35 protein-coding genes are annotated in these 22,381 nt (G+C 65.8%); 18 read left to right on the top strand and 17 right to left on the bottom strand.

All coding sequences use genetic code 11. The annotated features are described in order from the left end of the window. Positions 1 to 2 precede the first annotated feature (2 nt). The 3 genes from IMX13_RS18025 to IMX13_RS18035 are packed head-to-tail and all read right to left on the bottom strand — an operon-like array spanning position 3 to position 1,957. Entirely contained in the window at positions 3 to 536 is a 534-nt protein-coding gene (locus tag IMX13_RS18025; RefSeq protein ID WP_193396886.1) for a hypothetical protein, read from the bottom strand. Then, entirely contained in the window at positions 536 to 838 is a 303-nt protein-coding gene (locus tag IMX13_RS18030; protein ID WP_193396887.1) for a hypothetical protein, read from the bottom strand. Before IMX13_RS18030 ends, IMX13_RS18025 begins: the two co-directional genes overlap by 1 nt. Positions 839 to 895: 57 nt before the next feature. Beyond that, positions 896 to 1,957: a phage major capsid protein gene (locus tag IMX13_RS18035; RefSeq protein WP_193396888.1), complete on the bottom strand. Its 1,062-nt coding sequence runs from the start codon at positions 1,955 to 1,957 to the stop codon at positions 896 to 898. A gap of 237 nt (positions 1,958 to 2,194) precedes the next feature. Here IMX13_RS18035 and IMX13_RS18040 point away from each other — a divergent pair, with 237 nt between their 5' ends. Further along, complete coding sequence (locus IMX13_RS18040; protein ID WP_193396889.1) at positions 2,195 to 2,683, top strand: hypothetical protein; 489 nt, start codon at positions 2,195 to 2,197, stop codon at positions 2,681 to 2,683. Between the two features lie 30 nt (positions 2,684 to 2,713). Here the strand turns inward: IMX13_RS18040 and IMX13_RS18045 are convergent, their stop codons facing one another. From IMX13_RS18045 to IMX13_RS18105, 13 genes are all read right to left on the bottom strand, one after another. Further along, on the bottom strand, positions 2,714 to 3,799 hold the full coding sequence (locus IMX13_RS18045) for a hypothetical protein (protein ID WP_193396890.1): 1,086 nt from the start codon (positions 3,797 to 3,799) through the stop codon (positions 2,714 to 2,716). A gap of 116 nt (positions 3,800 to 3,915) precedes the next feature. Further along, on the bottom strand, positions 3,916 to 5,964 hold the full coding sequence (locus IMX13_RS18050; protein ID WP_193396891.1) for a hypothetical protein: 2,049 nt from the start codon (positions 5,962 to 5,964) through the stop codon (positions 3,916 to 3,918). Then, positions 5,961 to 7,316: a phage terminase large subunit gene (locus tag IMX13_RS18055; protein WP_193396892.1), complete on the bottom strand. Its 1,356-nt coding sequence runs from the start codon at positions 7,314 to 7,316 to the stop codon at positions 5,961 to 5,963. The genes IMX13_RS18050 and IMX13_RS18055 overlap by 4 nt, the downstream gene beginning before the upstream one ends. Continuing rightward, complete coding sequence (locus IMX13_RS18060; RefSeq protein WP_227255506.1) at positions 7,303 to 7,821, bottom strand: terminase; 519 nt, start codon at positions 7,819 to 7,821, stop codon at positions 7,303 to 7,305. The genes IMX13_RS18055 and IMX13_RS18060 overlap by 14 nt, the downstream gene beginning before the upstream one ends. After that, positions 7,821 to 8,315, bottom strand: a complete 495-nt coding sequence (locus IMX13_RS18065; protein WP_193396893.1) for a hypothetical protein — start codon at positions 8,313 to 8,315, stop codon at positions 7,821 to 7,823. Before IMX13_RS18065 ends, IMX13_RS18060 begins: the two co-directional genes overlap by 1 nt. Positions 8,316 to 8,355: 40 nt before the next feature. Beyond that, positions 8,356 to 8,769 (bottom strand): hypothetical protein, encoded by a 414-nt coding sequence (locus IMX13_RS18070; RefSeq protein WP_193396894.1) that lies wholly within the window; start codon positions 8,767 to 8,769, stop codon positions 8,356 to 8,358. A gap of 29 nt (positions 8,770 to 8,798) precedes the next feature. Beyond that, positions 8,799 to 9,341, bottom strand: coding sequence for a hypothetical protein (locus IMX13_RS18075; protein ID WP_193396895.1), 543 nt, complete (start codon positions 9,339 to 9,341; stop codon positions 8,799 to 8,801). Next, complete coding sequence (locus IMX13_RS18080; RefSeq protein ID WP_193396896.1) at positions 9,326 to 9,709, bottom strand: Ref family recombination enhancement nuclease; 384 nt, start codon at positions 9,707 to 9,709, stop codon at positions 9,326 to 9,328. The genes IMX13_RS18075 and IMX13_RS18080 overlap by 16 nt, the downstream gene beginning before the upstream one ends. 307 nt (positions 9,710 to 10,016) lie before the next feature. Then, positions 10,017 to 10,466, bottom strand: coding sequence for a recombination protein NinB (locus IMX13_RS18085; protein ID WP_193396897.1), 450 nt, complete (start codon positions 10,464 to 10,466; stop codon positions 10,017 to 10,019). Between the two features lie 3 nt (positions 10,467 to 10,469). Then, entirely contained in the window at positions 10,470 to 11,921 is a 1,452-nt protein-coding gene (gene dnaB / locus IMX13_RS18090; protein WP_193396898.1) for a replicative DNA helicase, read from the bottom strand. After that, positions 11,918 to 12,844 (bottom strand): hypothetical protein, encoded by a 927-nt coding sequence (locus IMX13_RS18095; protein WP_193396899.1) that lies wholly within the window; start codon positions 12,842 to 12,844, stop codon positions 11,918 to 11,920. The genes dnaB and IMX13_RS18095 overlap by 4 nt, the downstream gene beginning before the upstream one ends. Before the next feature lie 84 nt (positions 12,845 to 12,928). Beyond that, positions 12,929 to 13,243, bottom strand: a complete 315-nt coding sequence (locus tag IMX13_RS18100) for a hypothetical protein (RefSeq protein WP_193396900.1) — start codon at positions 13,241 to 13,243, stop codon at positions 12,929 to 12,931. Between the two features lie 327 nt (positions 13,244 to 13,570). Next, complete coding sequence (locus IMX13_RS18105) at positions 13,571 to 13,816, bottom strand: hypothetical protein (RefSeq protein WP_193396901.1); 246 nt, start codon at positions 13,814 to 13,816, stop codon at positions 13,571 to 13,573. 71 nt (positions 13,817 to 13,887) lie between these two features. On the opposite strand from IMX13_RS18105, the gene IMX13_RS18110 reads away from it, so the two are divergent. From IMX13_RS18110 to IMX13_RS18180, 15 genes are all read left to right on the top strand, one after another. Further along, complete coding sequence (locus tag IMX13_RS18110; protein ID WP_193396902.1) at positions 13,888 to 14,379, top strand: helix-turn-helix transcriptional regulator; 492 nt, start codon at positions 13,888 to 13,890, stop codon at positions 14,377 to 14,379. Between the two features lie 325 nt (positions 14,380 to 14,704). Continuing rightward, entirely contained in the window at positions 14,705 to 15,169 is a 465-nt protein-coding gene (locus tag IMX13_RS18115; RefSeq protein WP_193396903.1) for a hypothetical protein, read from the top strand. Between the two features lie 365 nt (positions 15,170 to 15,534). Continuing rightward, on the top strand, positions 15,535 to 15,861 hold the full coding sequence (locus tag IMX13_RS18120) for a hypothetical protein (RefSeq protein WP_193396904.1): 327 nt from the start codon (positions 15,535 to 15,537) through the stop codon (positions 15,859 to 15,861). Beyond that, positions 15,858 to 16,118, top strand: a complete 261-nt coding sequence (locus IMX13_RS18125) for a hypothetical protein (protein ID WP_193396905.1) — start codon at positions 15,858 to 15,860, stop codon at positions 16,116 to 16,118. Before IMX13_RS18120 ends, IMX13_RS18125 begins: the two co-directional genes overlap by 4 nt. Before the next feature lie 109 nt (positions 16,119 to 16,227). Then, complete coding sequence (locus IMX13_RS18130; protein ID WP_193396906.1) at positions 16,228 to 16,377, top strand: hypothetical protein; 150 nt, start codon at positions 16,228 to 16,230, stop codon at positions 16,375 to 16,377. Between the two features lie 43 nt (positions 16,378 to 16,420). Further along, a complete protein-coding gene (locus tag IMX13_RS18135) occupies positions 16,421 to 16,936 on the top strand; it encodes a hypothetical protein (protein WP_193396907.1) in 516 nt (171 codons plus the stop codon). A 101-nt stretch (positions 16,937 to 17,037) separates the two neighbouring features. Then, entirely contained in the window at positions 17,038 to 17,931 is an 894-nt protein-coding gene (locus IMX13_RS18140) for an ATP-binding protein (protein WP_193396908.1), read from the top strand. A gap of 2 nt (positions 17,932 to 17,933) precedes the next feature. Beyond that, complete coding sequence (locus IMX13_RS18145; protein WP_193396909.1) at positions 17,934 to 18,524, top strand: hypothetical protein; 591 nt, start codon at positions 17,934 to 17,936, stop codon at positions 18,522 to 18,524. Continuing rightward, positions 18,524 to 18,739 carry a helix-turn-helix domain-containing protein gene (locus tag IMX13_RS18150; RefSeq protein WP_193396910.1) on the top strand — a complete coding sequence of 72 codons (216 nt, stop codon included), beginning with the start codon at positions 18,524 to 18,526 and terminating at the stop codon, positions 18,737 to 18,739. Before IMX13_RS18145 ends, IMX13_RS18150 begins: the two co-directional genes overlap by 1 nt. Next, positions 18,736 to 18,957, top strand: a complete 222-nt coding sequence (locus IMX13_RS18155; RefSeq protein WP_193396911.1) for a hypothetical protein — start codon at positions 18,736 to 18,738, stop codon at positions 18,955 to 18,957. Before IMX13_RS18150 ends, IMX13_RS18155 begins: the two co-directional genes overlap by 4 nt. Beyond that, positions 18,954 to 19,487: a hypothetical protein gene (locus tag IMX13_RS18160; protein ID WP_193396912.1), complete on the top strand. Its 534-nt coding sequence runs from the start codon at positions 18,954 to 18,956 to the stop codon at positions 19,485 to 19,487. The genes IMX13_RS18155 and IMX13_RS18160 overlap by 4 nt, the downstream gene beginning before the upstream one ends. Next, positions 19,484 to 19,777: a hypothetical protein gene (locus IMX13_RS18165; RefSeq protein WP_193396913.1), complete on the top strand. Its 294-nt coding sequence runs from the start codon at positions 19,484 to 19,486 to the stop codon at positions 19,775 to 19,777. The genes IMX13_RS18160 and IMX13_RS18165 overlap by 4 nt, the downstream gene beginning before the upstream one ends. Beyond that, positions 19,774 to 20,580 (top strand): hypothetical protein, encoded by an 807-nt coding sequence (locus IMX13_RS18170; RefSeq protein WP_193396914.1) that lies wholly within the window; start codon positions 19,774 to 19,776, stop codon positions 20,578 to 20,580. The genes IMX13_RS18165 and IMX13_RS18170 overlap by 4 nt, the downstream gene beginning before the upstream one ends. Next, entirely contained in the window at positions 20,577 to 20,834 is a 258-nt protein-coding gene (locus tag IMX13_RS18175; RefSeq protein ID WP_193396915.1) for a hypothetical protein, read from the top strand. Before IMX13_RS18170 ends, IMX13_RS18175 begins: the two co-directional genes overlap by 4 nt. Continuing rightward, entirely contained in the window at positions 20,827 to 20,976 is a 150-nt protein-coding gene (locus tag IMX13_RS18180; protein ID WP_193396916.1) for a hypothetical protein, read from the top strand. The genes IMX13_RS18175 and IMX13_RS18180 overlap by 8 nt, the downstream gene beginning before the upstream one ends. Positions 20,977 to 21,089: 113 nt before the next feature. On the opposite strand, the gene IMX13_RS19005 is transcribed toward IMX13_RS18180, so the two are convergent. Beyond that, complete coding sequence (locus IMX13_RS19005) at positions 21,090 to 21,437, bottom strand: hypothetical protein (protein ID WP_264464706.1); 348 nt, start codon at positions 21,435 to 21,437, stop codon at positions 21,090 to 21,092. Positions 21,438 to 21,471: 34 nt separating this feature from the next. Between IMX13_RS19005 and IMX13_RS18950 the strand changes: the two genes are divergently transcribed. Continuing rightward, entirely contained in the window at positions 21,472 to 21,972 is a 501-nt protein-coding gene (locus tag IMX13_RS18950) for a hypothetical protein (RefSeq protein ID WP_227255511.1), read from the top strand. 79 nt (positions 21,973 to 22,051) lie between these two features. Beyond that, positions 22,052 to 22,270: an AlpA family transcriptional regulator gene (locus IMX13_RS18190; protein WP_053517467.1), complete on the top strand. Its 219-nt coding sequence runs from the start codon at positions 22,052 to 22,054 to the stop codon at positions 22,268 to 22,270. The last annotated feature ends 111 nt before the right edge of the window (positions 22,271 to 22,381 follow it).

Consider the following 22,381-nt stretch of genomic DNA (forward strand, 5'->3'; position numbering starts at 1 on the left):
ACTTAAACGGTTTCGCTGCCCTGGTCGCCCAGTGCCGTGGCAATGGCATCCAGCACACCCTTGCGCGGCTTCTCGCGGGCGTTCTCGATCGCCGCCAGCTCGTGCAGGTCCTCGTCGGTCAGGTTGTCCAGTTCCGCCTCGATCTCCGCGACGGTCTTGCCGGCGAGGGCTTCCAGCTCGGTCGGCTGGTCTTCTTCTTCCTCGTCGTCCTGGTCGACCTGCTCAGCTTCATCCTTGGCCGAGCTGATGCTGGTCTGCACGGCCTTGGCAAAGTCGCGCTCGTTGCGGTAGGCGAACTTCAGTGCCTCGGCACCCTCGGCAGTGCGGCCGTACTTGTTCTGCAGGCCGGCGAAGACCTCCGAGACGTCGAAGTCCTTGACCTCGATGGCCTCGCGCTTGGACTCGCTGATGGACTCCGGCGGATACAGCTCTTCCACGATCGGCAGCTCGTAGTCGAAGATCTGCACCGGCAGCTTCGTGGTTGCGTCGCGGTCGATGACCAGCGTCAGCAACAGCAGGGAGACGGTCTTGGCCATTACTGCACGCCCTCCAGGGTGATCGGCGCCGTCGCGGCGGTGCCAGTGCGGATGAAGTCCGGCAGGTCGGCGATCTCGACCACTGGCGCGAGGTTGGCGGATGCGCTCAGCACGGTGAACCAGCCCGAGCTGCCTGCGGCAGGGGTGCTGCCGTCGGCCGGAGCCTCATGGCCCTGCAGCAGCACGCCACTGGTCACGGCGGTGTTGCCGCCCAGGTTGGCCAAGCCTTCGCGGCCCCAGCCGCCCAGCAGCGGGGTCTTGTTGAGCTTGACGATGGTGCCCCCGGTCGGGAGCGTCTTCACGTTCGGCATTTCGTTCTCCTGCCGGCGAGGTGTGCCCCCCGCCGGCGTTGCGTGGGGTCAGGCGATCGAGAAGACCGCGTTGCTGTTGCCCTTCTTCAGCGTCAGGCCGTAGTGCGCCGTCATGCCGAAGTAGTGGGTGTGGCGGTCGTACACGCGCGGCGGCGTGCGGCGGACCATCCAACGGCCCTTCACCGGGCGCAGCTTCAGCGACTTGCTGTTGAGGAAGTAGCCGCGCTTCTTCCACGGCACCGCGATGGTGCCAAGCAGGTCGTCCAGGGCGTCGAAGGTCGGATCCCACACCACCGGCACGCCCTTGAAGGCCAGTGCCTTGGTGGACGGGTCAAGGGTGACGCCACCGGTAGCCGAGGTGCCCATGGTGATCTGGCGGCTCATGACCTTCAGCGCATCGGCCTGGATGGCGTCGTACATATCCGAGCCGACCGGAATGAAGTCAGGCGCGCCCAACTTTCCGTATGCGATGGCCTTACGCCACAGGGTTTCCATGTGGGAGATCAGGTTGCCGGCGGTGGCGGTGCTGATGCCGATGTCGGCCCAGTTGCGCCAGTACGGGGTCGCCGCGCGATCGATACCGCCGACGGTACCCACGGTCGGGGTGGTGCTGACCAGCGCGTCCAGACCCGGAACCGCCTTCGGGTTGGTTGCGCCGTCCAGGTGCACCTCGATGTCCCAGTTCTCCTGGAAACCGTCCTTCAGGGTGGTCCAGTTCTCGTCCAGGATGTTGACGATCTGGATCCTCTCGGCCTCGGTCATCACCGCATTGCGGTCATCGGTGAGGATGATGCCGTTGTTGGCCAGCTCGGTTTCGTTGAGGGTGAAGCCGTCGAAGGCCTCGTACGCCTGGAACGGGGCCAGACGCACGGTCTTCTTGCGGTTGTAGGTGACCTGGTCGTCACCGGTGTAGTTCTGGTAGTTCGAGTCGTTGGTGTAGCGGACCTTCTCGTTGTAGACACCGTTGCCGAAGATCGAATCGACCTTGTTCTGGATCAGCCAGTTGGCCAGCGGTCGCTGGGTGGTGAACTGATCGATCGGGTCCTCTTTCGAGTAGGACTGCAGCTGGGTATTGGCACCAGACAGCAGTTGTGCGGCGGTAAGTGGCATAGGAATGGCCTCGGAAGGAAAGATGGCCAGCCCGCAGGGGCTGAGGGTCTTTCCGCGTTCCGAGGGCGCGAGGCTCGTTACAGCGCTACCGGCGGCGAACCCGGCTTACGTCACACGCGGGGCGGCTGGTGTGCCGCTCGCTGGTCAAGATGCCAGTGCTGGTGGGCGCGTCAATGGCCGCTGGGGATACACTCAGCGGGCCGGGGCAAGCCGGCTAACTCAAACAGGGGCAATGGAATGAGCTTTCCCGTAACTGCATTTTTCGTGGCCGAAGCATCGGAAGTGCCGCCAGGCCGCTTTTACATCAACAGGGGGCAGTGGTTCATGTCCGTTGACGCCAACCACGGTCAGGGCGGCAGTCTTTCCGCAATCTGTCTGACCGGCGAGCACACCGGCGTTTTCTTCCCCCGGGACAACGGGACCGTCACCTATGTGGGTGGCGACTACCAGGTGGAGATCCGTGTGGCTGGCATCGAGGCAACCGTGGACCGGATGCAGGGCAACTGGAACGCCTCGATCATCATCGGGGATTCTTTCGCGATCTACGCCCAGCATGGCAATGGCGACGCCGTGTTCGGTCTCGATGGATCCTGGAGCAAAGGCCAGGGTCTTTCAGGATGCCGCAGGCGATTCACTGAATGGTCGGCTTGGCTTGTCCGGCCGGATGGCCGCCAGATCGGGAATGAGCCACTTTTCAACGTGGTGTCAATTCCGAAGGTCGATTAAAGAGCAAGGGGCCGAAAGGCCCCTTCTCCGTTACTGCCCGCGCGCCCGGGCCGCCTGCACCCCAATGTCGAACGCGTTCTCGGGGGTGATCTTCGGCGCCACCGGTGCCGCAGAATTCGCCCTGACCGGGTTGGGAGCGCTGCGGGCGACAGGTGTAGCCGGTGCTGCGGGAGCAGCGACGGCCGTGGCCGGCAGGGCCAGGTAGGCGCGGTGAATCTCGGCCGGCCACTGCGCCGGAGGCAATGTGCGCTGGATGATGTCAATCGTCGGCGCCAGCAGCGCCAGCTTCTGGTCAAACTGGGCATCGCCCGCGCGGAGCTGCGCGCCCAGCTGCTGCACGGACGCCAGACCCTGCTGGTACTGCAGGTCCTGCTGCTGGCGCTCCTGCTGCGCCTGCGTATGACTCTGCTGCAGCTGGCCGGCCTGCCGATGCTGGGCCAGTTCCAGAGCGACGTCGCGGCTGATGTCGCCGGAGCTGACGCGGCCGGCCAGGTCCGGGTGGGCGCTGAGGGGATCGAAGCCAGGCGCCTCACGGCCCAGCTGCTGGCCCAGCCACTGCAGTTCGCCCTGCATGCGCTCGTACGCCTCGGCCATGCGCTTCGGGTCGCCGGAATTGATGTCGGACAGGTAGCGCAGCGCACCGCCGAACTGCTCCGGCGTGCAGCCCGTGCTCTCCACGGTCTGCTCCCACTGGCTGACCCTCTCCCGGGCATCCCGGGCCTGGGTGTGCAGCTCCTGGAAGCGCTCAGCCGCACGCTCTTTCAGGCCCAACTGCTTGACCTCGTCCTCCACAGTCGGCTGCTGCGGCTGTGCAGGCTGTGCCGGCGGCTGCTCATTTGCTGGCGGTGCGCTCGGGTCTGCTGCCGGCGTTGCCGGTGCGCCGTCCTGCGGCGGCTGGCCGTCCGCTGCAGCCGGGACATCGCCGGGCAGTGCGTCCTCGCGGGCCTCCTGCTCGCGTGCGGCTTCAACGCCGGCGGAGAAGGCATCCAGCTCAGCAGCAGCGGGCTGCGACGTGTCGCCACCGTCGGCAACCGGCGGTGCGCCAGTGTCGGCCGGCTGGACGTCGGTCGGGGTGGTATCCGGGGTGGCCGGGGTGTTCTGGTCTTCGGTAGGCATGGTGAAACCTCAGTTGGCGGCGGATTGGGGTGGTGCTGGCGATCAGCGCGGCATGCTGGCGATTGCGCGCCAGATGGCCAGGGTCAGCGGGTGGCGTCGCATGGTTGCTCCTGCGGTCAGAGGGGCGGGGCGACAACGCCGCCCACGGGTGCTGCGGTGGGTACCGACACTTCGGCCGGCGGGAGGGCTTGCATCGGGTCGGCACCTGTTGGGCCGGGCAGCATGGGCGCGGCGCCAGGCATGCCCATGGCGGGCAGCTCCGGCGCCTGCGGGATGAAGGCGTAGGCGTCGATGGACGGATCGCCCAACCGCTCTACCGACTCAACGAGCATCTGCTCCAGCCGGTCCGCGATCTCGAACGGAGAAGCGCCACGCAGCTGGCCAATGGTCATCGCTGCCTGCTGCATCTGGGGAAGGATGGTCGCCCACTGCTGCCGACGCAGGTTGGACGCCGGGCGGCCCGAGCTGCCGGCACGGATGTCGACGTTCAACAGAGCAGTGACCAGTTCGGGTAGATCTGGGTTGATCCACAACGCCTCGGGCCCGGCGATGTCGCTGACCTCTTCCGGAGACAGACCGGCGGGCGACATGGCTTCCTCGGCTGTGTACTGCGCGATCTCGCCCAGCACCTCGTCCAGGCTGTCGCGGCTGTAGCCCAGGCGGGACTCTGTGCCCTGCTGCTGGATGTCGGCCTCGGTGGCCGTCTTGGCGGTCTGGATGCTGGAGGACAGCGCCTCCTGAATGCCCCAGATCAGTTCCAGCTCGGCGCGGATAGGCGCGGTGTCATACAGCGCAGCATCGATCTGGTTGTACTGGATGGGGAACAGCACGCTGGTGGTGGGCAAGCCCTTCAGGTCCAGGCCGACCATCTCTCCGATGCCTGCGCCCTCCAGCTTCGCCGCATCGTCCGGCTCTACAGCGCCACGGTCGAAGCCCAGCTTCGGGATCGCGCGGCGGCGATGCTCGCGGTAGTTCGTGCGGGTGCGGTTGTACTCGTCCAGCAAGGAGCGCGAGCGGTCCACCAGCGACTGCGGGTGCCGCTCCCCATCCACCCACAGCGGCGCCCACTGGAAGAACGGGTAGAAGCGCGTGCTGCGCTGGTCGGGGGTGTACGGCTGACGCAGGTTGCGGCGCAGGCCGGGCGTGATGGTGTGCACCAGATTTGTGGTCAGGTCCCACACCTCCCAAATGCACAGGAACCGCGGGCCGGCGTCGCTGCCCTGCCCTGCCGCCGTTGCGCTGCGGAACACCTCGGCGTCGCTCTCGCTCACCACACCATCGGCGGGGGCGAAGCCGCCTTCCCGCACGCGGCTCTCCGGCTGCACGTGGTAGTAGGCCTCGGCCTTTCCCAGGTCTTCACGAAGATCCGGGAACGTGGCCTGCGTCTTGTCGTACGGCATGAAGGTGCGGTGGGCGATCCACGGCGAGATGGCGTAGTCCTTCAGGGTGGCCACGTCCATGGAGACCTGGATGTCTTCGCCGCGCACGAAGTCGAAGACCAGGCCGTTGTAGATGATGTTCTCGACCTGCGCTTCCAGCGTCTGCATCTGCTGCTCGTACTGAGCCTTCAGCAGGTCGGGGTTGGCGGCGTTGCCCTCGGCCAGTTCGGTCTCGATCGAAGCCAGGGCTTCCAGCTTGGCCCGCAGATCGGCGATCCGCTGGTCGGTGGTGGGGTCGCGCTCGGTCTCGCGATGCCATGCAGCTTTGATCCAGCCGATGCCGATGCTCAGGCCCGAACGCACCATGGCGTCGGCGGCGTGCTTCAGGCGTCCGCGCTTCCACAGCGAGGCGATGACGATCTCCAGCGTGCGGCCCACCTGCTTGGCCAGCTTCACCCGGCTGGAGCCGACCGATTCAGCAGGCTGCACGGCGGGCTCAGGGTCGCGGGCGTACAGGAACGAGGTCAGCAGGTTCACGTAGGTGCCGGCGATCGGCACGCTCACGTCGTACACGGCATCCACCATGTTCCGGCAGTAGCGGCGGTCCAGCGCGTAGCCCTTACGGGCGTGCTTGTCGAAGTCGCGAGACTCTTTGATGCGCTTGTGCCAGTTGGCGACGTCCGCCTCTTCCTGGGCCAGCGCCCGAGCCTGGGCCTCGCGCTCTGCGTCGGCTGCCTGCTCGGCCGCCAGTGCGTCGTTGAAGCTGTCGGCGGTGGGCGTGGTCACAGGGCGGATCTCCTACGTTCGGCGAGTGAGGGCTGGTCGGACTGCTCCAACCACTGCCGGCTATGGGGCACCAGCACCCGAGGCCGTTCAATGGATGGCCGGTCGCGCGCGCTTACTGCGGCGGGGAATTTGCTGTGGATGAAGTAGCCCAGGGCGTCCGGCGGATGGTCGAAACCAGTCGTCTTGTCGGGCAGCCCGTTGGCGTCGTACGGCTGCTTCTCCAGCGCCTCGGTCAGCTTCGGGCAGTTGCGCACGTTTACCAGGAACCGGCGGCGGCGCTTGGCGTTGAGGATCATGGCGTTGACGCTCACGACCCGCGACCGGATGCGCGGGTTGGCCGCCGGCACCACGATGGACATGGAGCGTTCGGCGCGGATCAGGCCCAGGTCGGACGTGCTGGCGTTGTTGGTGTGCTGGCTGTCGCCGCTGGCGTCCGGGTAGATCGTCATGCGGTGGCCGCCGAACTGGTCCCGCAGCGCCTGGATCATCGCTGGGGTGTCGCGGATGCCGGTCAGCTCGGCCAGCGCCATCGGCTCGCCGTCGCGAATCACGCAGACGATGGCCGTCATGTTGAGGACGTTGAAGTCCATGCCGATGTGCAGCGCCTCGCCTTCCTCGATCTCCGCCGTGGTGTTGTTGGCGATGCGGGAGAAGGCCGGGTAGACCGACCCCGTGGTCAGGTTGACGAACATCCCTTCGATGTACGCCTGCACCAGCTGCGGCGGGTAGCTCTCGAACAGGGACTGGATGTAGTCGTCCGGCAGGTTGGCCTCGTTGTCGTAGGTGCTGGCGTGCACCAGGCCGTACAGCGCCTGCAGCGCGGGGTTCTCGCTGGGCAGCTGGTGGAACTGCTCGTAGACGAAGTTGAACCCCTCGGGGGTGGTTGTGACATCGATGCCGTTCTGTAGGCCGTCGGCCTTCACGCGCAGGCGGGCGATGATCTTGCGCCAGGCGTCCTGGGCCTTCCGCTTCTTCAGCGTGTCGATCTCATCCACCAGGGCCTTGCCGACCTTGAAGCCGACGATGCTGGCCGGGTTGTCCATCGACCGGCAGATGATCGTGCCGCGGTACTGGCGGCCTGCGTACAGGTGGGCCTCCTTGTTCGACTCGGTGATGCGCGCGCGCAGGCCCCAGTCGAAGGCCACTTCCTCGATGGTGGGATAGAAGATGTCGCGGATCTGCGGATAGCTGGGGGCGAAGTAGCCAGCCGGCACGCGCGGATGCGTCCACACATGGCTGCACAGCGAGCCACACCCCACCCAGGTCTTGCCCGAGCCGAACCCACCCACGAAGGCGCGGAACTTGTGCGGCAGCTGCAGGAACGCGGCCTGCGGTTCGTTAAGGGTTGGCATTCCGCCGACGCCCGCTGACCACGTTCACCGTAACGGCGACTGGTGCCGGTGCCTCGCCGTCGTCCTCGCCCTCCGGCTTGTCGCGCCAGCTGCCCGGCTTCCGGTTCTTCAGCCAGAAGATGGCCGCGGTCGTGTCCGGCGGGTACTGCTTGTCGGTGGAAGTGACTACGACCTCGCCCTCCACCACCCGGACGTCGTCCTCTCGGCAGCGGTAGCCGGTTGCCCGCTCGAACAGGGCGCGCTCCACCCGCAGGTCGGCCTCGGCCTTACTCAGCTTTAGGGCTTCCGAAAACTCGGGATGCTTGATCTTCCACAGGTTGACCGTGGACAGGGCCACCCCGAAGAACTCCGCCACTTCCGGGTCGGTGCAGCCCCTGCGGCCCAGCAGTGCTGCCTGGCGCGTGAACTCAGCGCGGTACTTTGTGGGCCTACCCCCCTTCGAAGGGGCTTGGGACGTCTTCTTGCCCGGCTTGGCCGTGGTGGCTTCCGGTTTCTTGCGGGCCATCAGATCGCCCCCTGCGGATGCAACCGGAACCAATCCGCCCATACCTTGTGGGGCTCCGGCAAGGAAGCGCCCTGCAAAACGATCGCGTAGATGGTGTTGCCAGAGCAATCCACGAAGCGGTGTCGCTGATACAGGACGGCCCTGCCGCCCCACAGGGGGCCTTTGAAGATCTCAGCACCACCAGCCAGCGTTACCACCTCGCCATCGAGGGGGCCGCCGTAGGCCATGACGCGGATGTGCCGATTCCCGGGGGCATGAACGTCACCATGGAGAGGCAAGTCCCCATGGCCGCCGCAACGCGGCTCTCCCCGTGTCGGCTGCACGCTGTTGTCGACACCTGCGTGCTGGTCGTCCCGGTACGCGCCCCGGGTGGCTACCTGACTGTTCCGCCACCAGGGCGACGGGCTGCGGTCGACAGCCGGAACCGTTCCGTCGGGACGGACGATGCTGGCGTGTAGCAGTTCCATGGTGGATGGCGTCTGGCGGTCGCTCATGCTGCTGTTATCCCAGCCTGAGCGCTCCGATCAATGGCGATTAGGCGGCGAACACCAGTTCCAGCTGCTGCGGCCATTGGACCGGCTCCGGCTGCTCCCAGCCGTAATGCTCCCGCAGGTCATCGGCGATCTGCTCCGGGCTGGGAAAACTGACCCTCTTCCCGTCGGCGGTGTCGGCGCCGTAGAGCCCGAGCAGCCAGTCGGTATGCTCCCGCAGCATGCCCTCGCCCGCTGCCGATCCAATGCGCAGGGCGAAGATGCAGCAGCCAGGATCACCGAAGACGTAACTGCCCTCGCCCTGGGCGTTGCGGATGTCGCGCACACGGGAAAGCACCTTCCTGGCCACCACCAGCACGTCCGCCTCGCTGGCCACGGCAAGGCCGACCGCTGACCGGCGGAACTGCCGGTGCGGTGCCGCCTGCCTGGTCGTCTGGTTGTCGGTCTTCTTGGGCATGGTCGTTCCCCCAATGGGGTTCGTCGGAATCAGGCTGCGGCCTCGTCGGTGATGTGCGAGGCCAGGTGTGTGTTCTCGAACCACAGAGCGATCAGCAGCGCGTCGGCGCGGCCGCTGTCCTTCTTCCTGCTCAGGGAACGGCCTGCACTCGGGAAGCGGGCCAGGGCGAGGACTCGGGCCGCGTCCTTCGCAGTTCCCAGCAGGTGGAAGTGACGCTTCCACGTTGCCGGTGCCACCAGGTCCAGTGGAATTCCGAGCACCCGAATCGTTGCCTTCAGCTGGCCATAGCCCTCAGCGAGGCTGTGCCTGGCCTTGCCGCCCTCGGTCGGCGTGCCGCTCTTGTCCCGCATGGGCCGTGCGTGGATCCGCTCCATGGCCGCCGATACGTGGGCGCCCGGGTGTGCGGCGCGCTGCTCGCGGATGAAGATCGCCACAGCGCGGGCGTCCACCTCGCTGCCCTGCCCCACGTCCATGGTGGGCATGTCCAGCACCGGGCCTGGCTCGCCGTCGATGAGGGTAAAGATCGAGCCGGTCAGGCCGGGATCGATGCCGAAGGTCAGGCTGCGCTCCATGGCCGCACCCTCCCCCAGTACTGGTCGAGTGCGGTGTTCTGCAGATCCAGCAGGTAATCGTCGTCGCCGATCTCTTGGCGGAAGCGGCGCGGCTGCTTGGCGTAGGACGGTCCGAACAGGCGCTCGCAGGTGTCCGCATCCATCCCGCCGAAGGGCTCGCCGCGGTGCGACCACGGATTCAGGCCGATGGTGAAGTCGTGGCCTCGCCGCTTCTGGCCGTGCTTGCCGCCAACGGTCAGGTGGTGCACCTCGCATGGGATGTAGCCCATGCCGAGCGCGTTGGCGACCACGCAGCCGATGTCCTTGATGGCGTCCATGCGCTGCTGCTGGGCGATCGTAGGGCTGCTGGTTGAGCGTCCGCGCTTCATCGACGGTACTCCCAGCGCTTCCTGGGTTTGAACATGCGCAGTAGGTCTTGCTCGGTCGCTCGCTTTCCATGGAAGAAAACCTCTCTACCTGCACGCATGTCAGCGAAGGCCTGAAGAGCGATCGTCCACCACCAAATGGGTCGAACAACGGTTACCCATCGGCCAGTTGTTCCAGCCGCGGCGGTTGCCGCGCGGTCCGCCGCCACAACGGAGTAGACGCGCTTCATTGCTTCGCCAGCCGATCCGCGACAGTGGCGATTCATGCGGTCTAGGCGCTGCTGAGCTGTAGTTATGCGCTTTTCTCTGGTCATGCCGCATACCTCTGCAGTCGCTTCGGGGCCTGGTCGCTCAGGCGCACGTTGTTCTCCACGGCCCATGCCTGCGCGAAGGTGATCAGCTCGGCCATCTGCCCCACGGTCATGCGCCGAGTCTGGATGGACAGGTTCACGATGCTGGCGCCGTCGAGGGATGGGACCACGTCGCCCTGCTGCCGGTTAGACTCGCGCGCCCAGGCGTCGACCAGCAGGCGCTTCCAGCCCTCGGCGTCGATATAGCGGCCTGCCCACTTCAGCTGGGTGGCCAGCTCGCCGCAGATGGCATGGAACATGGCGTTCTGCTCCTTCGACCGCGCCGGCTTGTACTCGGTCACGGTGATCAGCACGTCCTGCCCCAGCTCCAGGAACTGGCAGGCAAAGTGCCATGCAGCTGCCATGCGGGCGCGGGCGTCGCCGGCGCGGAGAATGAAGGTTCCGAGCATCGTTCAGTCCTCCTGTTGGCGGGCAGCGGCAACGCCGGCAAAGCCGCGCTTCTGCCTTGGGCCGGTGCCAGCGGCAGGTGCGCTGGCGCTTGTCTGCTTCGGTTCCCACCACTCGGGCAGGGTCGAGAATCGGAACAGCCCGGGGGCGTATGCCGCGCGGGCCATGCCGGGGGCGCCATCGCGCTGGATGGCAACGATCAGCTCGGCCGTCCCTTCCCAGCGGCTGTCCTTGTGGTAGATCTCGTCGCGATAGATGAAGATCACCGCGTCCGCGTCCTGCTCGATCGATCCCGAGTCGCGAAGGTCTGCCACGATCGGGCGCTTGTCACCGTTGCGCTTCTCCACGTCGCGGTTGAGCTGGCTCAACAGCAGCACCCGGATGTTCAGTTCACTGGCCAGCAGCTTCAGGGCTCGGGTGATATCGCCGATGCCAGATGCCCGGTTGTCACCATCGACGTGCATCAGCTGCAGGTAATCGACCACCACCAGCGCCAGGTCCGGGTCTCGCGCCTTCATGCGGCGGACCTGTGCGCACACATGCTGAACCTTGGCGATGCGCGGCCGGCTGATGCGCAGCGGTGCGTCCCCGATCTTCTTGGTCCAGTGGGTGACGTTCTGCCAGTCGATCTCGTCCAGGTTGCCGGCGCGCAGCTTGCTGCCGGTGATGCCCGCCTTGTTGGCCAGCATCCGCTTGCCCAGCTCTTCCGGGGTCATTTCGAAGCTGAAGAACGCCACCGGCAGGCGCGCGATCAGCGCCACCTGTTCGGCGATGTTCTGCGCCAGCGTGGTCTTGCCCATCTTCGGCCGCGCGGCCAGCACGTACAGGCGGCCGGGTTGCATGCCGTCGAGCAGATCATCCAGGTCTGCGATGCCGGTCGACAGGCCGGTGATGCCGCCACCGGTGTTCGCAGCGGACGAAAGCTGGTCGTACACCCTGGCCATGACCGGTGCCACTGGCTCGAGGTCGCAGGGCTCGCTGTCCAGCAGGCCACCGATGCGGGTCTGCGCGGAGCCGATCAGGTCCAGCGCGCTGCGGCCCTCGGGGCTGTAGGCGGCGTCGATCAGCTCCTGCCCAGCATCGATCAGGGCGCGGCGCTTGGCCGTCTCCGCCACGATCTCGGCATAGCCGCGGATGTTGGCCGCTGACGGGGTGTTGTGCGCCAGCTCGATGATGTAGGCGCCGTCGCCAACCATTTCCAGCTTGCCGCGCGATTCGAACCACTCGCCGATTGTGACGGCGTCGGCTTCTCGGCCCTTCTTCAGCACGTCCTCGATGGCCTGCCAGATCAGCTGGTGGTCGCGGCGGTAGAACTGCTGCGCGGTCAGCACGTCCTGCACGTCCATCCAGGCCTGCGGCCGCAGCATCAGGCCTCCCAGCACCGCCTGCTCGGCCTCGATGGCCTGCGGCAGCGTGCGCAGCCCTTCCTCGCGGTAGTAGTCCAACAGCGCGTTCATTGGACCACCTCGGACAGCGCACGGTCGGCCAGCTTGGCGATCACCGTTTCACGCAGCAGGTACTCGAAGTCCGGCTTCCAGTTCTCGTGCCCAGGCCCACCCTGCTGCCGACCAGCGTGGAAGTCATCATCGGCCGCGGTCTCGAAGTACAGGGTCCAGAACTGCGGGGTGACCTTCTCGCTGCCGAACAGCCGCAGGCACAGCTGGCGCACCGTCGGCAGGGCCTTCTCCACGGCCTTGATCCTTGGCTTGTTCAGCACCGTGCAGGCCGCGAGCAGCCCGTGGGGCTTGGCCATCGTCGTGTTGTACGCAGCCTGGGCGTCCTCGGCGATCTGGCGGATGCGCTCGGCCTTGGTCAGTCTCGCAGGTGCTGCCGTCGGGTCGCTCGTCAGCGTCAGCGACGAGGACGAATCCGAGCGAAGCGAGGATGTCTTTTCCTGCTCCTGTTCCTGCTCCTGTTCCTGCTCTTGGCTTGAAAGGGGTTCGGAAGGGGCTCCAAGAGAACGACGATTCTTCAGGTGGAAATCGGCCTCGTAGCGGTCGAAGAAGCGGCCCAGGAACGGGTTCACCGGCAGCCCGTCGTACTCACGCTGGATGCCCACGCAACGGTTGTCCGAAAGCTTCAAACCCTTGCCAATCTGGAAGGAGGCCATCTCCTTCACCCATACGAATTCCGTCACCTCGTCGTAGAGACAGAACCCCTCTTCGATGCAGACGCGAAGCCCTTCGGAGGCCCTTTCAACCCCCAATCCAGTCTCATGCGCCATGTACAGCACTGGCTGGTAGTACAGCCCCAGCATGTTCGATGTCGGCGAGGACATCAGGTACAGGGCGACAACCACCCCTTCCGCACCCCTCCGGCGAATTGCCTTGCCGGTGTCACCGGTCCAGAACGTGGGTACCAGCTTGGCGTAGTCACGCATGGCCAGCCCCCTTCAGCAGCATGAGGCAACCCGTCACGTACCACAGCTGGCGGACGATGATCATGGCCTTGGCCGTGGCGTCCATCAGGAGGCCCTCAGCATCCCGGCCAGGCGCGACACTTCTGAGCGCCAGCACGGGGGTTCCATGGCAGCCTGCAGGTCGAAGAACTGGCGCAGCAGGTTGGACTCGGTCGCCGCGCACAGCGGACCGACCAGCCGGCGCGGGATCGGACGCGCGCCGCGGCGCATGCGCGACACGTAGCTCTCAGACTTGCCGATGGCTGCCGCCACGTTGGCCAGCTTGTGGTCGCCAGCCTTCATCGCAATGGCCAGCGCCTGGTCCGGCGACTCGATCTGCCGCACGACCTGCAGGGGTGCGTCCTTCGGCTTCCTGGTCACGCAGATACCCAGGTGAAGTCGTCCAGTTGGATCCGTCAGGTTGTCAGTGATTTCCATGATTTGCCTTTTCTTGCCAGGGGGTTGGGGGCGGAAATGGAGGCCCACCACAACGGAAGGCCCCGATGCCCGGTTCACTACGGAAGCCCCGCGGAAACGTCATCCATCTGGATTTCAAGGAGTCCGCGGGGCGCTGGTACGCCCTCGTGAGGGCGAATGGGGGAAGGACCCGCGTGCGGCCGCTGAAGCAGCGGAAGCGCGGGAAGGGAACGGCCGGTGCGGTGGGCGTGGTTGTGCCCTTCCCCACAAGGCTGCTGTGAGGTGGCCATGTCAGGCCGCCGAGTCGGCGGACGCGGATCGAGCGGCGGACTTCTTGCCGCGCGTCGAGTCCTTCTTGGGGACAGGCGCGAAGAGGTCAGGCCGCTTCTGCGCAGCTTTCCAACACCAGGCGTCCGGGATGGGCTTGCCTTCGTCGCGGCCAGTCATCGACTGGCGGGGAAGCCCCAAGAAACGGGCGAACTCGGCGTTGGTCTCGATGCCGAGGGCGGATTTTGCTTCGGTGAGGGTCGGGTTCATTCGGAGAGTAAATCATTGGTTACCTCGGCCAGTCAACCATGATTTCCCCGTTTCAGTCAATCATTCGTTACATGAGCATCGGCGCGCGACTTGAAGAGCTGCGGAAGACCGCCCAGCTGACCCAACAGCAGATGGCTGACATCGTCGGCACGTCAAAGCAGTACGTTGGCCGGTTGGAGAAGGGGTTGAACCAGACTCCGAATGGCGTGTTCCTGACTGAGTGGGCTCGGTACTTCGGCGTGAGTGCCCGTTGGCTGTCTTCAGGAGACGGGCCACGCAACGCGACTGGGGCTACCCCGTCTCAACCTGAGCGACCGGATTTCAGCAAGCTTGCCGCGTCGGTTCTGCTGCTTCGCCACTACTTGGATTTCACCGGGGACCCGCCGGAATGGATCAGTGACGAAGTTCTGCTTGAAACGGCGTTTGAGGTGGTCGAAGAGTTCGGCGCGGAAGTGCGGCAGGACAACGTTTTCGACCTGACGAAGGTTCTGGCAAAGCGGATAAGGGGGGCACAGGATGCAGAAGGACAAATTCGAGGAACTCGCGCAGCGGCTGGCGGCTAGGACGGCCGTACTTAGAGGCGATGCACTGCCACGCCCTACCCTTCGTGCTGTGGACGTGCCGCCGACTCGCCAGATGGACGGCTTCCGGATGGATGTGGTTCTCCGAGAATCGCATTGCCGGATGATCCGGCACTTCCGTAGGCGCTGGGGACAGCCGATGCAGTTGATTATCGACCAAGCCTGCTTTGGCGTAATGGGCATTGAGCAACTGCCCGACGATGACTTGATCCAACTCCATAAGGACCTGGAGCGTGCAGAGGACTGCATGCGAGACGGTGTGACGTTCGAAGACGCGGGTCTGTTGCGGTCTCGGTACGGGTGAAATATGAGTATTTCTGCCCTGCTTCTGGCGCTTGCGATGACGTCCGAACCGTCGCATCAGCAGGTTGCTGAAGCCGTTTCCGAAGCGAAAGAAGCAGCCGGCCGATACGCCGACTGCGCGGGATTTTGGGATTACATGGCCAGTACCGAAGCCGCAGCCGGCCGCCCTTCCGCTGCAGAGCAACTTCGCAACATCGGCAACGGAGCGCAGACCGCTGCGCTATGGCTCCATGCCCAAGCCCACATCTTGGAAGGTGGTAGCCCTGTCAGATACGGGACCTGGCTGCCCATCATTACGCCTCGGCGAGAGGCTGCAGCGCTGCGCGCATCGGCCCTCGCTGAGCGGGCCGATGCCGACTGGATGCGCAATGAAGGGGAGCGCTGTCAGGCACTGCTCCAAGGCCAGCAACAGGCGATAGACGCCATCCGCTCGGATGCGGTCCAAAGGTCAATCGACGCCCAAAACTGAACAGACACGCGGCCCGTTCAGTAAATTCCTGCCCGTGAAGTAACTTTTTGTTGACTGTCATCGGTAACCGATGATTTACTGTCTCGGTCGGCCCACCTGGGCCATCCAAGACGGGGTCCACCATGGCAGAAGCAACCCTCTACCTGATCGCCTGGGCAGCGCTGGTCGCCAGCGCGGTGCTGCGGTATCGCCGCCAGCGTGGGGAGGCCTGAGCCATGGCCTTCGAGAACCTGCCCCGCAGCACGACCAGGATCGGCTATGCCTCGGTCCGCGGCCACAAACGGTCGTGTGAACTTACCCGGGACGAGCGAAGCCTGCCCCAGCACCCGGCCAACGGGTTCATCGCCTGCCCGGACTGCGCTGGTATGGGTGAACACGCCCTCAGCGACAGCCGTATCGGCGACCCGCAGAGCGAGTACGCCATGGTCTGCGACCGCTGCAACGGCGAGGGTGAGATTGCCGACGGCCTGATCGACCCGCTGCTGCTGGTGGCGAAGTACCGCAAGGGCCGCGCTGGCTGGGCCATGAACGAGCGCCGGGAAGCGGATCGCCGGCACTACTACAGCCTGTACCGGATGCGCGCCATGCGGCCCTGCAGTGGTCTGGCTGCGGCCGGAATGCTGGCCAGGGCGCAGATCTGCGCCAACGCAGCCGATCGCGCTCTGCAGGCCCTGCAGCAGGTGGCGGCATGAGCGCCATCAAGGTCCAGCGCACCGTCTACTACTCACCCCGGAAGCGGCGGCACTACTTCACCGCGAAGGCCGCAGCGCGTGCCGAAGCAGCAGCACGCATCTGCCGCTTCTTTCCGACCGAGAAGGGAGAAACCCAGTACAGCGAAGACGGTCGCCCAATCTTCAATGAACCCGGCTGGCACTTCACCGAAGAGCCACGATTGGTTGCGGTGCGCGATAGGTTGACCGCTCGGTACTTGCGGGAGCTGCGCGCATGACCGCCGCCGACCGCGAGGCGCACTACAAGGCGGTGCTGCTGACCGTGAGCTACGGCGTGGCCTTCTGCATGGGCGTCGCGTTCGCCGTCGTGGTGCAGGCGGTGCTGTCGTGAGCCGCCGCCTCCGCATCGCCTGGACTGCCGTCGCGCTGCTCGCCGCCGTCGTCGTGCCGCTGCGCATCGCCGAGATCCACCAAGCCCACAACGACCGTGATCCTGCGAAAGCCCGCTGGGCCAGCACCAGCAGCGTGCGCGGCTGACCATCCCCGCCGGCGTGGCCGGCTCCTACGAGAGGCACCACCGATGTTCCAACTCGAAACCCACGACGCCGTGTTCTCGAACCTCAACCTCAGGAAGGAGAAGCACGGTGAGGACAAGGTTCCAGCTGCCGACATGAAGTTCGCGGTCCAGGCACAGAACACCATCCTGGACACCATCGACCCCGCCATCCGCCCTGCCTTCTTCCGCAAGGCGAAGCGCGGCGAACAGCAGTCCCTGCCCATCGACGACAACGATCTTGTTGCATTGAATCTTCCCATCCTTGGCAAGCAGAAGATCGAGTTGAAGATCGCCGGCTACGAGCTGCGAATCGACTCGCTGATGGGCCACATCGAACCCCTGTTCTTCGCCGACTGCAAGCTCAAGGAATTGACCTGGGAAGCAATCGAGGGCGGCAGCGTGAGCATCCTGCTGACGGTGCAGTCCACCCTCGAGGACGAAGACGCCGCTCCACTCCTGGCCGCGTGGAGTCGCGGCGAAGTGAGCGTGACGCTGGTGCCGCCGAAGCCGGTCGAGCAGCAGAAGGACCTGGCCGCGTAACCGCGTTTGCCCCGCCCGCCGAAATGGCGGGCCCCGCGCCGGCCGGGATTCCACGACGCCGGCATTCATTCCCCTTCATCACGCCAACGGGAGTTCTAACCATGGCACTGCGCATCATCCGCTCCACCGACCCGATCACGGTCACCCGCCTGAACGTCTGCATCTATGCCGCCCCCGGCCTGGGCAAGACGTCCATTTCCTTCACTGCCGACAAGCCGCTGCTGCTGGACTTCGACCGCGGCGCGCACCGGTCGGCAAACCGTAAGGACACCGTGCAGGTGGAGCGCTGGGAAGACGTGGCGCACATCACCGCCGAAGACCTGGTCGACTTCAACACCGTGGTGGTCGACACGGCCGGTCGCGCGCTCGACACGCTGACGCCGGACATCATCCGCCGGAATCCCAAGATGGGCCGGGGTGGTTCGCTCACGCTGCAGGGCTTCGGCCAGCTGAAAAGCGAGTTCGTCGCGTGGCTGAAGCACCTCAACAGCCTGGGCAAGGACGTGGTGCTGATCGCCCACATGGACGAACAGCGCAACGGCGACGAGATCATCGAGCGTCTGGACGTCCAGGGCGGCAGCAAGGGCGAGATCTACAAGGCGGCCGATGCCATGGGCCGGCTCTCCATCCGCGACGGCAAGCGCATGCTGAACTTCAGCCCGACCGATGCGTCGTTTGGCAAGAACCCGGGGCAGCTGGAACCGTTGGAGGTGCCACACCCGGAGCGCGATCCGCTGTTCCTGGCTGCTGTGATCCAGCAGATCAAGGACCGCCTGAATGCAATGACCGAGGAACAGCGCGAGGCGCAGGCGGTGCTGGAGAAGTGGCGCGACCGCACCACGGCGGCGCAGGACGTTGACGGAATCAATGCGCTGTTGCCGGAGGCAAAGGGCGGCTCGCAGGCAATGAAGGTGCTGCTCAATGACCGTGCCGCCGCTCTCGGCCTGACCTTCGACACCAAGGCCGGCCAGTACGCCGCGCCGAAGGCGGCCTAACCGTGCTGGCCCGCGTGTCCAACATCGAGGCGTTCCGGAAGTGGCGGGACGCCGACGACCAGCCGGTGGCAGACCTGGTGCGCTACATCACCGTGGACCAGCCCACCAAGGCGATGCTGGCCGGTACCGCGTTCCACGATGCCTTGGAACACGCGGTGCCGGGCGACTACGACGTGCTGCAGGCGATGGATCACACGTTCCACCTGCCGGACTGCGAGCTGGTGCTGCCGGCGATCCGTGAGGTTCGCGCCTATGGCGAGTACGGCGCCCTGACCGTGACCGGCAAGGTGGATTGCTTGGACGGCAAGCGCGTGGACGACCACAAGACCACCAGCCGGTTCGATGCCGAGCGGTATCTGGCCGGCTACCAGTGGCGGTTCTACCTGGACCTGTTCGGCGCCGACGTCTTCCGATGGAACGTGTTCGAACTGAAGGAGGTGGGCGAACTGGAGTACCGCGTGTCGCCGCCGCAGCTGCTGGAGGTCACCCGCTACCCCGGCCTGCACGACGACTGCATGCAGTTGGCTCTGGACTACCTGGCTTTCGCAGAGGAACGCCTGCCGCGGAACCACCGCGCCGAGGTGGCCGCCTGATGGACGTGACGATCTACCCCAGCCACGCCAAGTGCCTGCGCCGTGCCGGCCTCGCCCGCGCCCAGCTGTTCGCCCATGTGATCGAGGGCAAGCGCTACACCACCGCGCAGGTGGCCGAGATCCTGGGCATATCCCGCAGCGCCGCATACGACCGGATCAAGCGGCGCCATCACCCGCTCACCTGGGCGGGCCTGCAGAAGGCGCGCACGCCATGAAGACCTGCACGAAGTGCGCGGCCCGGCTGCCGCTGCGGTTCTTCCCGCTCATCAACGGCAAGGCGACCGCCGCGTGCGCGCCCTGCCGGAACACCGAGCGCCGCCTGCGCGACCCGCTGCGGCCCCTGCGCCGCGACCGGCTGCAGGTTCGCCTCAACAATCACGTCAACCTCTGGTTCGGCCCGGTGCGGCGCGAGCCTTTCAGGAGCCACGCATGACCGCATACGCAAACATCGCTGAAGCCGCCTCCGCTCGGACCAGGTTGTCCGCTGAGCTGGCGAAACATCTGGCCACGTCCAAGGCCACCGAAGCATCCTTGCGGGCTCAGATTGCTGCCGCCGATCAGGCCGTCGCGATCTCCGCCGCTGGCATGGACCTCGAGCAGATCGCGGCAGCTGAAGCTGTGCTCGAGGTGAGGGGGCTGTATCGCCTTGGTGGAGAGGACCGCGCCAGCGTGCTGCGCGATGCTATCGCTGAAATCTCGACGGGCGACAAAGGGACGACCTACCGCTCGCTGTGGCACAGCTACTTCGGCACGAAGGACTACGAGCATTGGCACGGCCAGCGCTGCGACTGCCAGTACGGCCTCGGCCCGTCCCATGGCTCCATCGTGTTCTCCGTCGGGCTGCAGCGAAGCATCCGTGCCCGCGAAATGGAAGTGCTGACCGATGCCGAGCGTATCGCCTGCGTGTACTACCTGACCAATATCGAAGCCATACAGGCGCAACGGGCACAGGTGGCCGCATGACCCACCACCGCTACGACCGGCGGCTGCCGAAGCGCACCGAGGGCTTCGCCTGGGGCCGGTCAATCGACCGCGTCATGGGCGGCCACGTCCTCACCTACCGCCTGTTCCGCCGCGACCTGAAAGGCGCGCTGCACATCAGCATGCGGCAGTTCGCCCTGACCGAACACCGCCGCTTCATCGCCATGGCGCTGCGCCAGATGCGCAAAGACCTGGCCGCGAAGGTCGACGCCATCGGATACGCCCTCATCGAGGCCGAACAGGCCACCACTCAGCTGCAGGAGGTTGCATGAACACCACGATGGCAGACGGCGCAGAGCAGCGCCTCGACGCACAGATCGCCGAAGCGCTCTTCGGCCAGCCGGGCATGAGCAAGATGGACGTAGCCAACCGCGTGCGCGAGCTGCGCGGGGATGGGCCGGCGCTGCTGGTGGATGGGCCGACCGGTGGGAGCGCGAGGCTGGGGGATTCCCTGCCGCCGCTGCCGTGCACCCATTACAACGCGTGCGGCGACGGAAGCGAGCCGCTGTACACCTCTGAGCAGATGCGGGACTACGCTCTCTCCGCCCAGCCTCAGTACATCACCGATGCCTACGAGTTGGGGATGCGTGACGGGCAGGCCCTCTCCGCCCAGCCCTCCCCGGGTGGTCAGGGGGATGCACACGATATAGAAGACCCGTGCGATGTGATTACCCGTGCAGCTCAGAAGCTATCGGCAGCAGGACAGCCGCGCATAGCCGATCGTCTCGTTAGGGCACGGACAGAGGTGGAAAGGCTGCAAGCGGCGTATCTCACCGCCCGCCAGCCGGTGGGGGTGCCGGTGGTTGCTGCGCATCGCTATATCCAACGCTACCAATCGGCGGAGCATTCGACATGGCTCAACGGCGATGCGGGCGAGACCTACGTCGACGCAGAGCGACAGGGATTGGGCCGAATCGAGCGCGCCTACGCCGCCCCGCCCGCGCTGGCCGTGGACCTGGGGCAGTTCCGCCAGCCGGTCGAATTCTTCATCGCGTACACCTTTGCAGGTACGCCCAGCCACGCCGAGGGCAGACGCCTGCTGGCCCTGATCGACGGCAAGGCGGTGGGCAAATGATCCGACGACCCGCCGAGGCAAAAGCCCGTGCTGCCATCGAAGCGTTCCTTTCCGATGTTGCACCAGGCTGTCCCAACTACGACCTGTGCGAGGACGGTGACGACGGCTGGGCGTTCTGGGTTGCGCAGATGGACACCACCTCCTATCTGCATCACGACATGCGAATCGAGTGGTATGGCACCGGATGGCCGGAACGTTACGACTACGACGGTGAGACGGGCAACTGGATCGAGAAGGAGCCGACCCATGGCTGACCAGCTGCTCACCGCCGCAATGGTCCACCTGCTCGCCCTGGTTGGGATCCTGCTGGTGCTGGGCGCCCTCTGGATCGCGCTGCAGGGTTACCGCGCCGCGCGCGCAGGGCTGCGCTGGTGCTGGCGGAGGTGCGCAGCGTGAACTACTACAGCGAATGGGATCCCTACGCAGCACCGTGGATCCGCAACCTCATCGATGCCGGGCTGATCCCGCCCGGCCACGTCGACACCAGGAGCATCACCGATGTTCAACCCTCAGACCTCGCCGGATACCGGCAATGCCACTTCTTCGCCGGCATCGCCGGCTGGTCCCTTGCAGCTCGACTTGCTGGGTGGCCCGACGACCGCGAGCTGTGGACAGGCAGCGCACCGTGCCAGCCGTTCTCCGTCGCGGGTAAGGGCAAAGCCCAGGATGACGATCGGCACCTGTGGCCCCACTTCCTTCGCCTCATCCGTGCCCGACGGCCCGCTGTCGTCATGGGAGAACAGGTTGCGGCGGCGGTTGGCAAGAACTGGCTCGACGGAGTGTCTGCTGACCTGGAAGCAGAGGACTACGCCTGCAGGGCGGTCGTTGTCCCAGCTTGTGCCGTCGACGCGCCCCATCGCCGGGATCGACTCTGGTTTGTGGCCCACGCCAATGGCGCACGAAGCACGGCTGGGCTACCAGCGCCGACGCGGGGACACGAAGGGCTCGCAGGAATCGCTCAGCACGGTGGTGTTGAACGTGTCGGCACCGCTGGACGATCCGCGCATTGCGGGCCTGTGGCCGACGCCGACCGCCTCGCTCGCCGACAAGGGCGTGCGATCAACGGAGGGTGCGATCAGGGAGGCAGCGCGGAACCATGGGCCGGACCTGGCTGCGGTGTCGCAGGCAGCAGTCGCGCTGTACCCAACGCCACGAGCGTCGGCCAACGAGAACCGGACGACCAAAATCCCGCCCTCGCAGCTGGACGGTCGGCACGGCCTGTACCTGTCGAGCGTGGCCATTGGGATGGAGCCAGCTGGCTCATCGGCCACGACGGAAAATTCCGGCGCGTTGAATCCAGCATTCGTCTGCTGGCTCATGGGGTTCCGGCCCGAGTGGGACGCCTGCGCGCCTACGGCAACGCCATCGTCCCGCAAGTCGCCGCGGAAGTGATCGGCGCCTACATGGACTGCTACCCGGATCCAGACGAGCAGCTGCGCGCTGCGCTGGCCACGAACTGAAGGAGGACAACATGGCTACCGAGCCGCTCGTTTTCATCAAGATGCCCGAGGTCAAGCGCCGCACGGGCCTGAGCAAGACCACGATCTATGACCGGATCAGCGCCGGCACCTTCCCCGCGCCTGTGCCGCTTGGCGGGAACGCGGTAGGCTGGATTGAGGCCGAGGTGGACGCTTGGCAGGCCGCCCGGGTTGCCGAGCGGGATGGAATTGAACCCGCCAAGGCTGCATAGAGTGGGGGTATTGCTGGGGGTATCGGTTTCGGACACCAGCACCAACCACCTTCACCATCAACAACTTACGTTCACATTGCGGTAGGGCCCACCTCCACCAACGAGCGGTCC

It is taken from the genome of Stenotrophomonas sp. B2 (assembly GCF_014947095.1).
GTDB classification, from domain to species: Bacteria; Pseudomonadota; Gammaproteobacteria; order Xanthomonadales; family Xanthomonadaceae; genus Stenotrophomonas; species Stenotrophomonas maltophilia_P.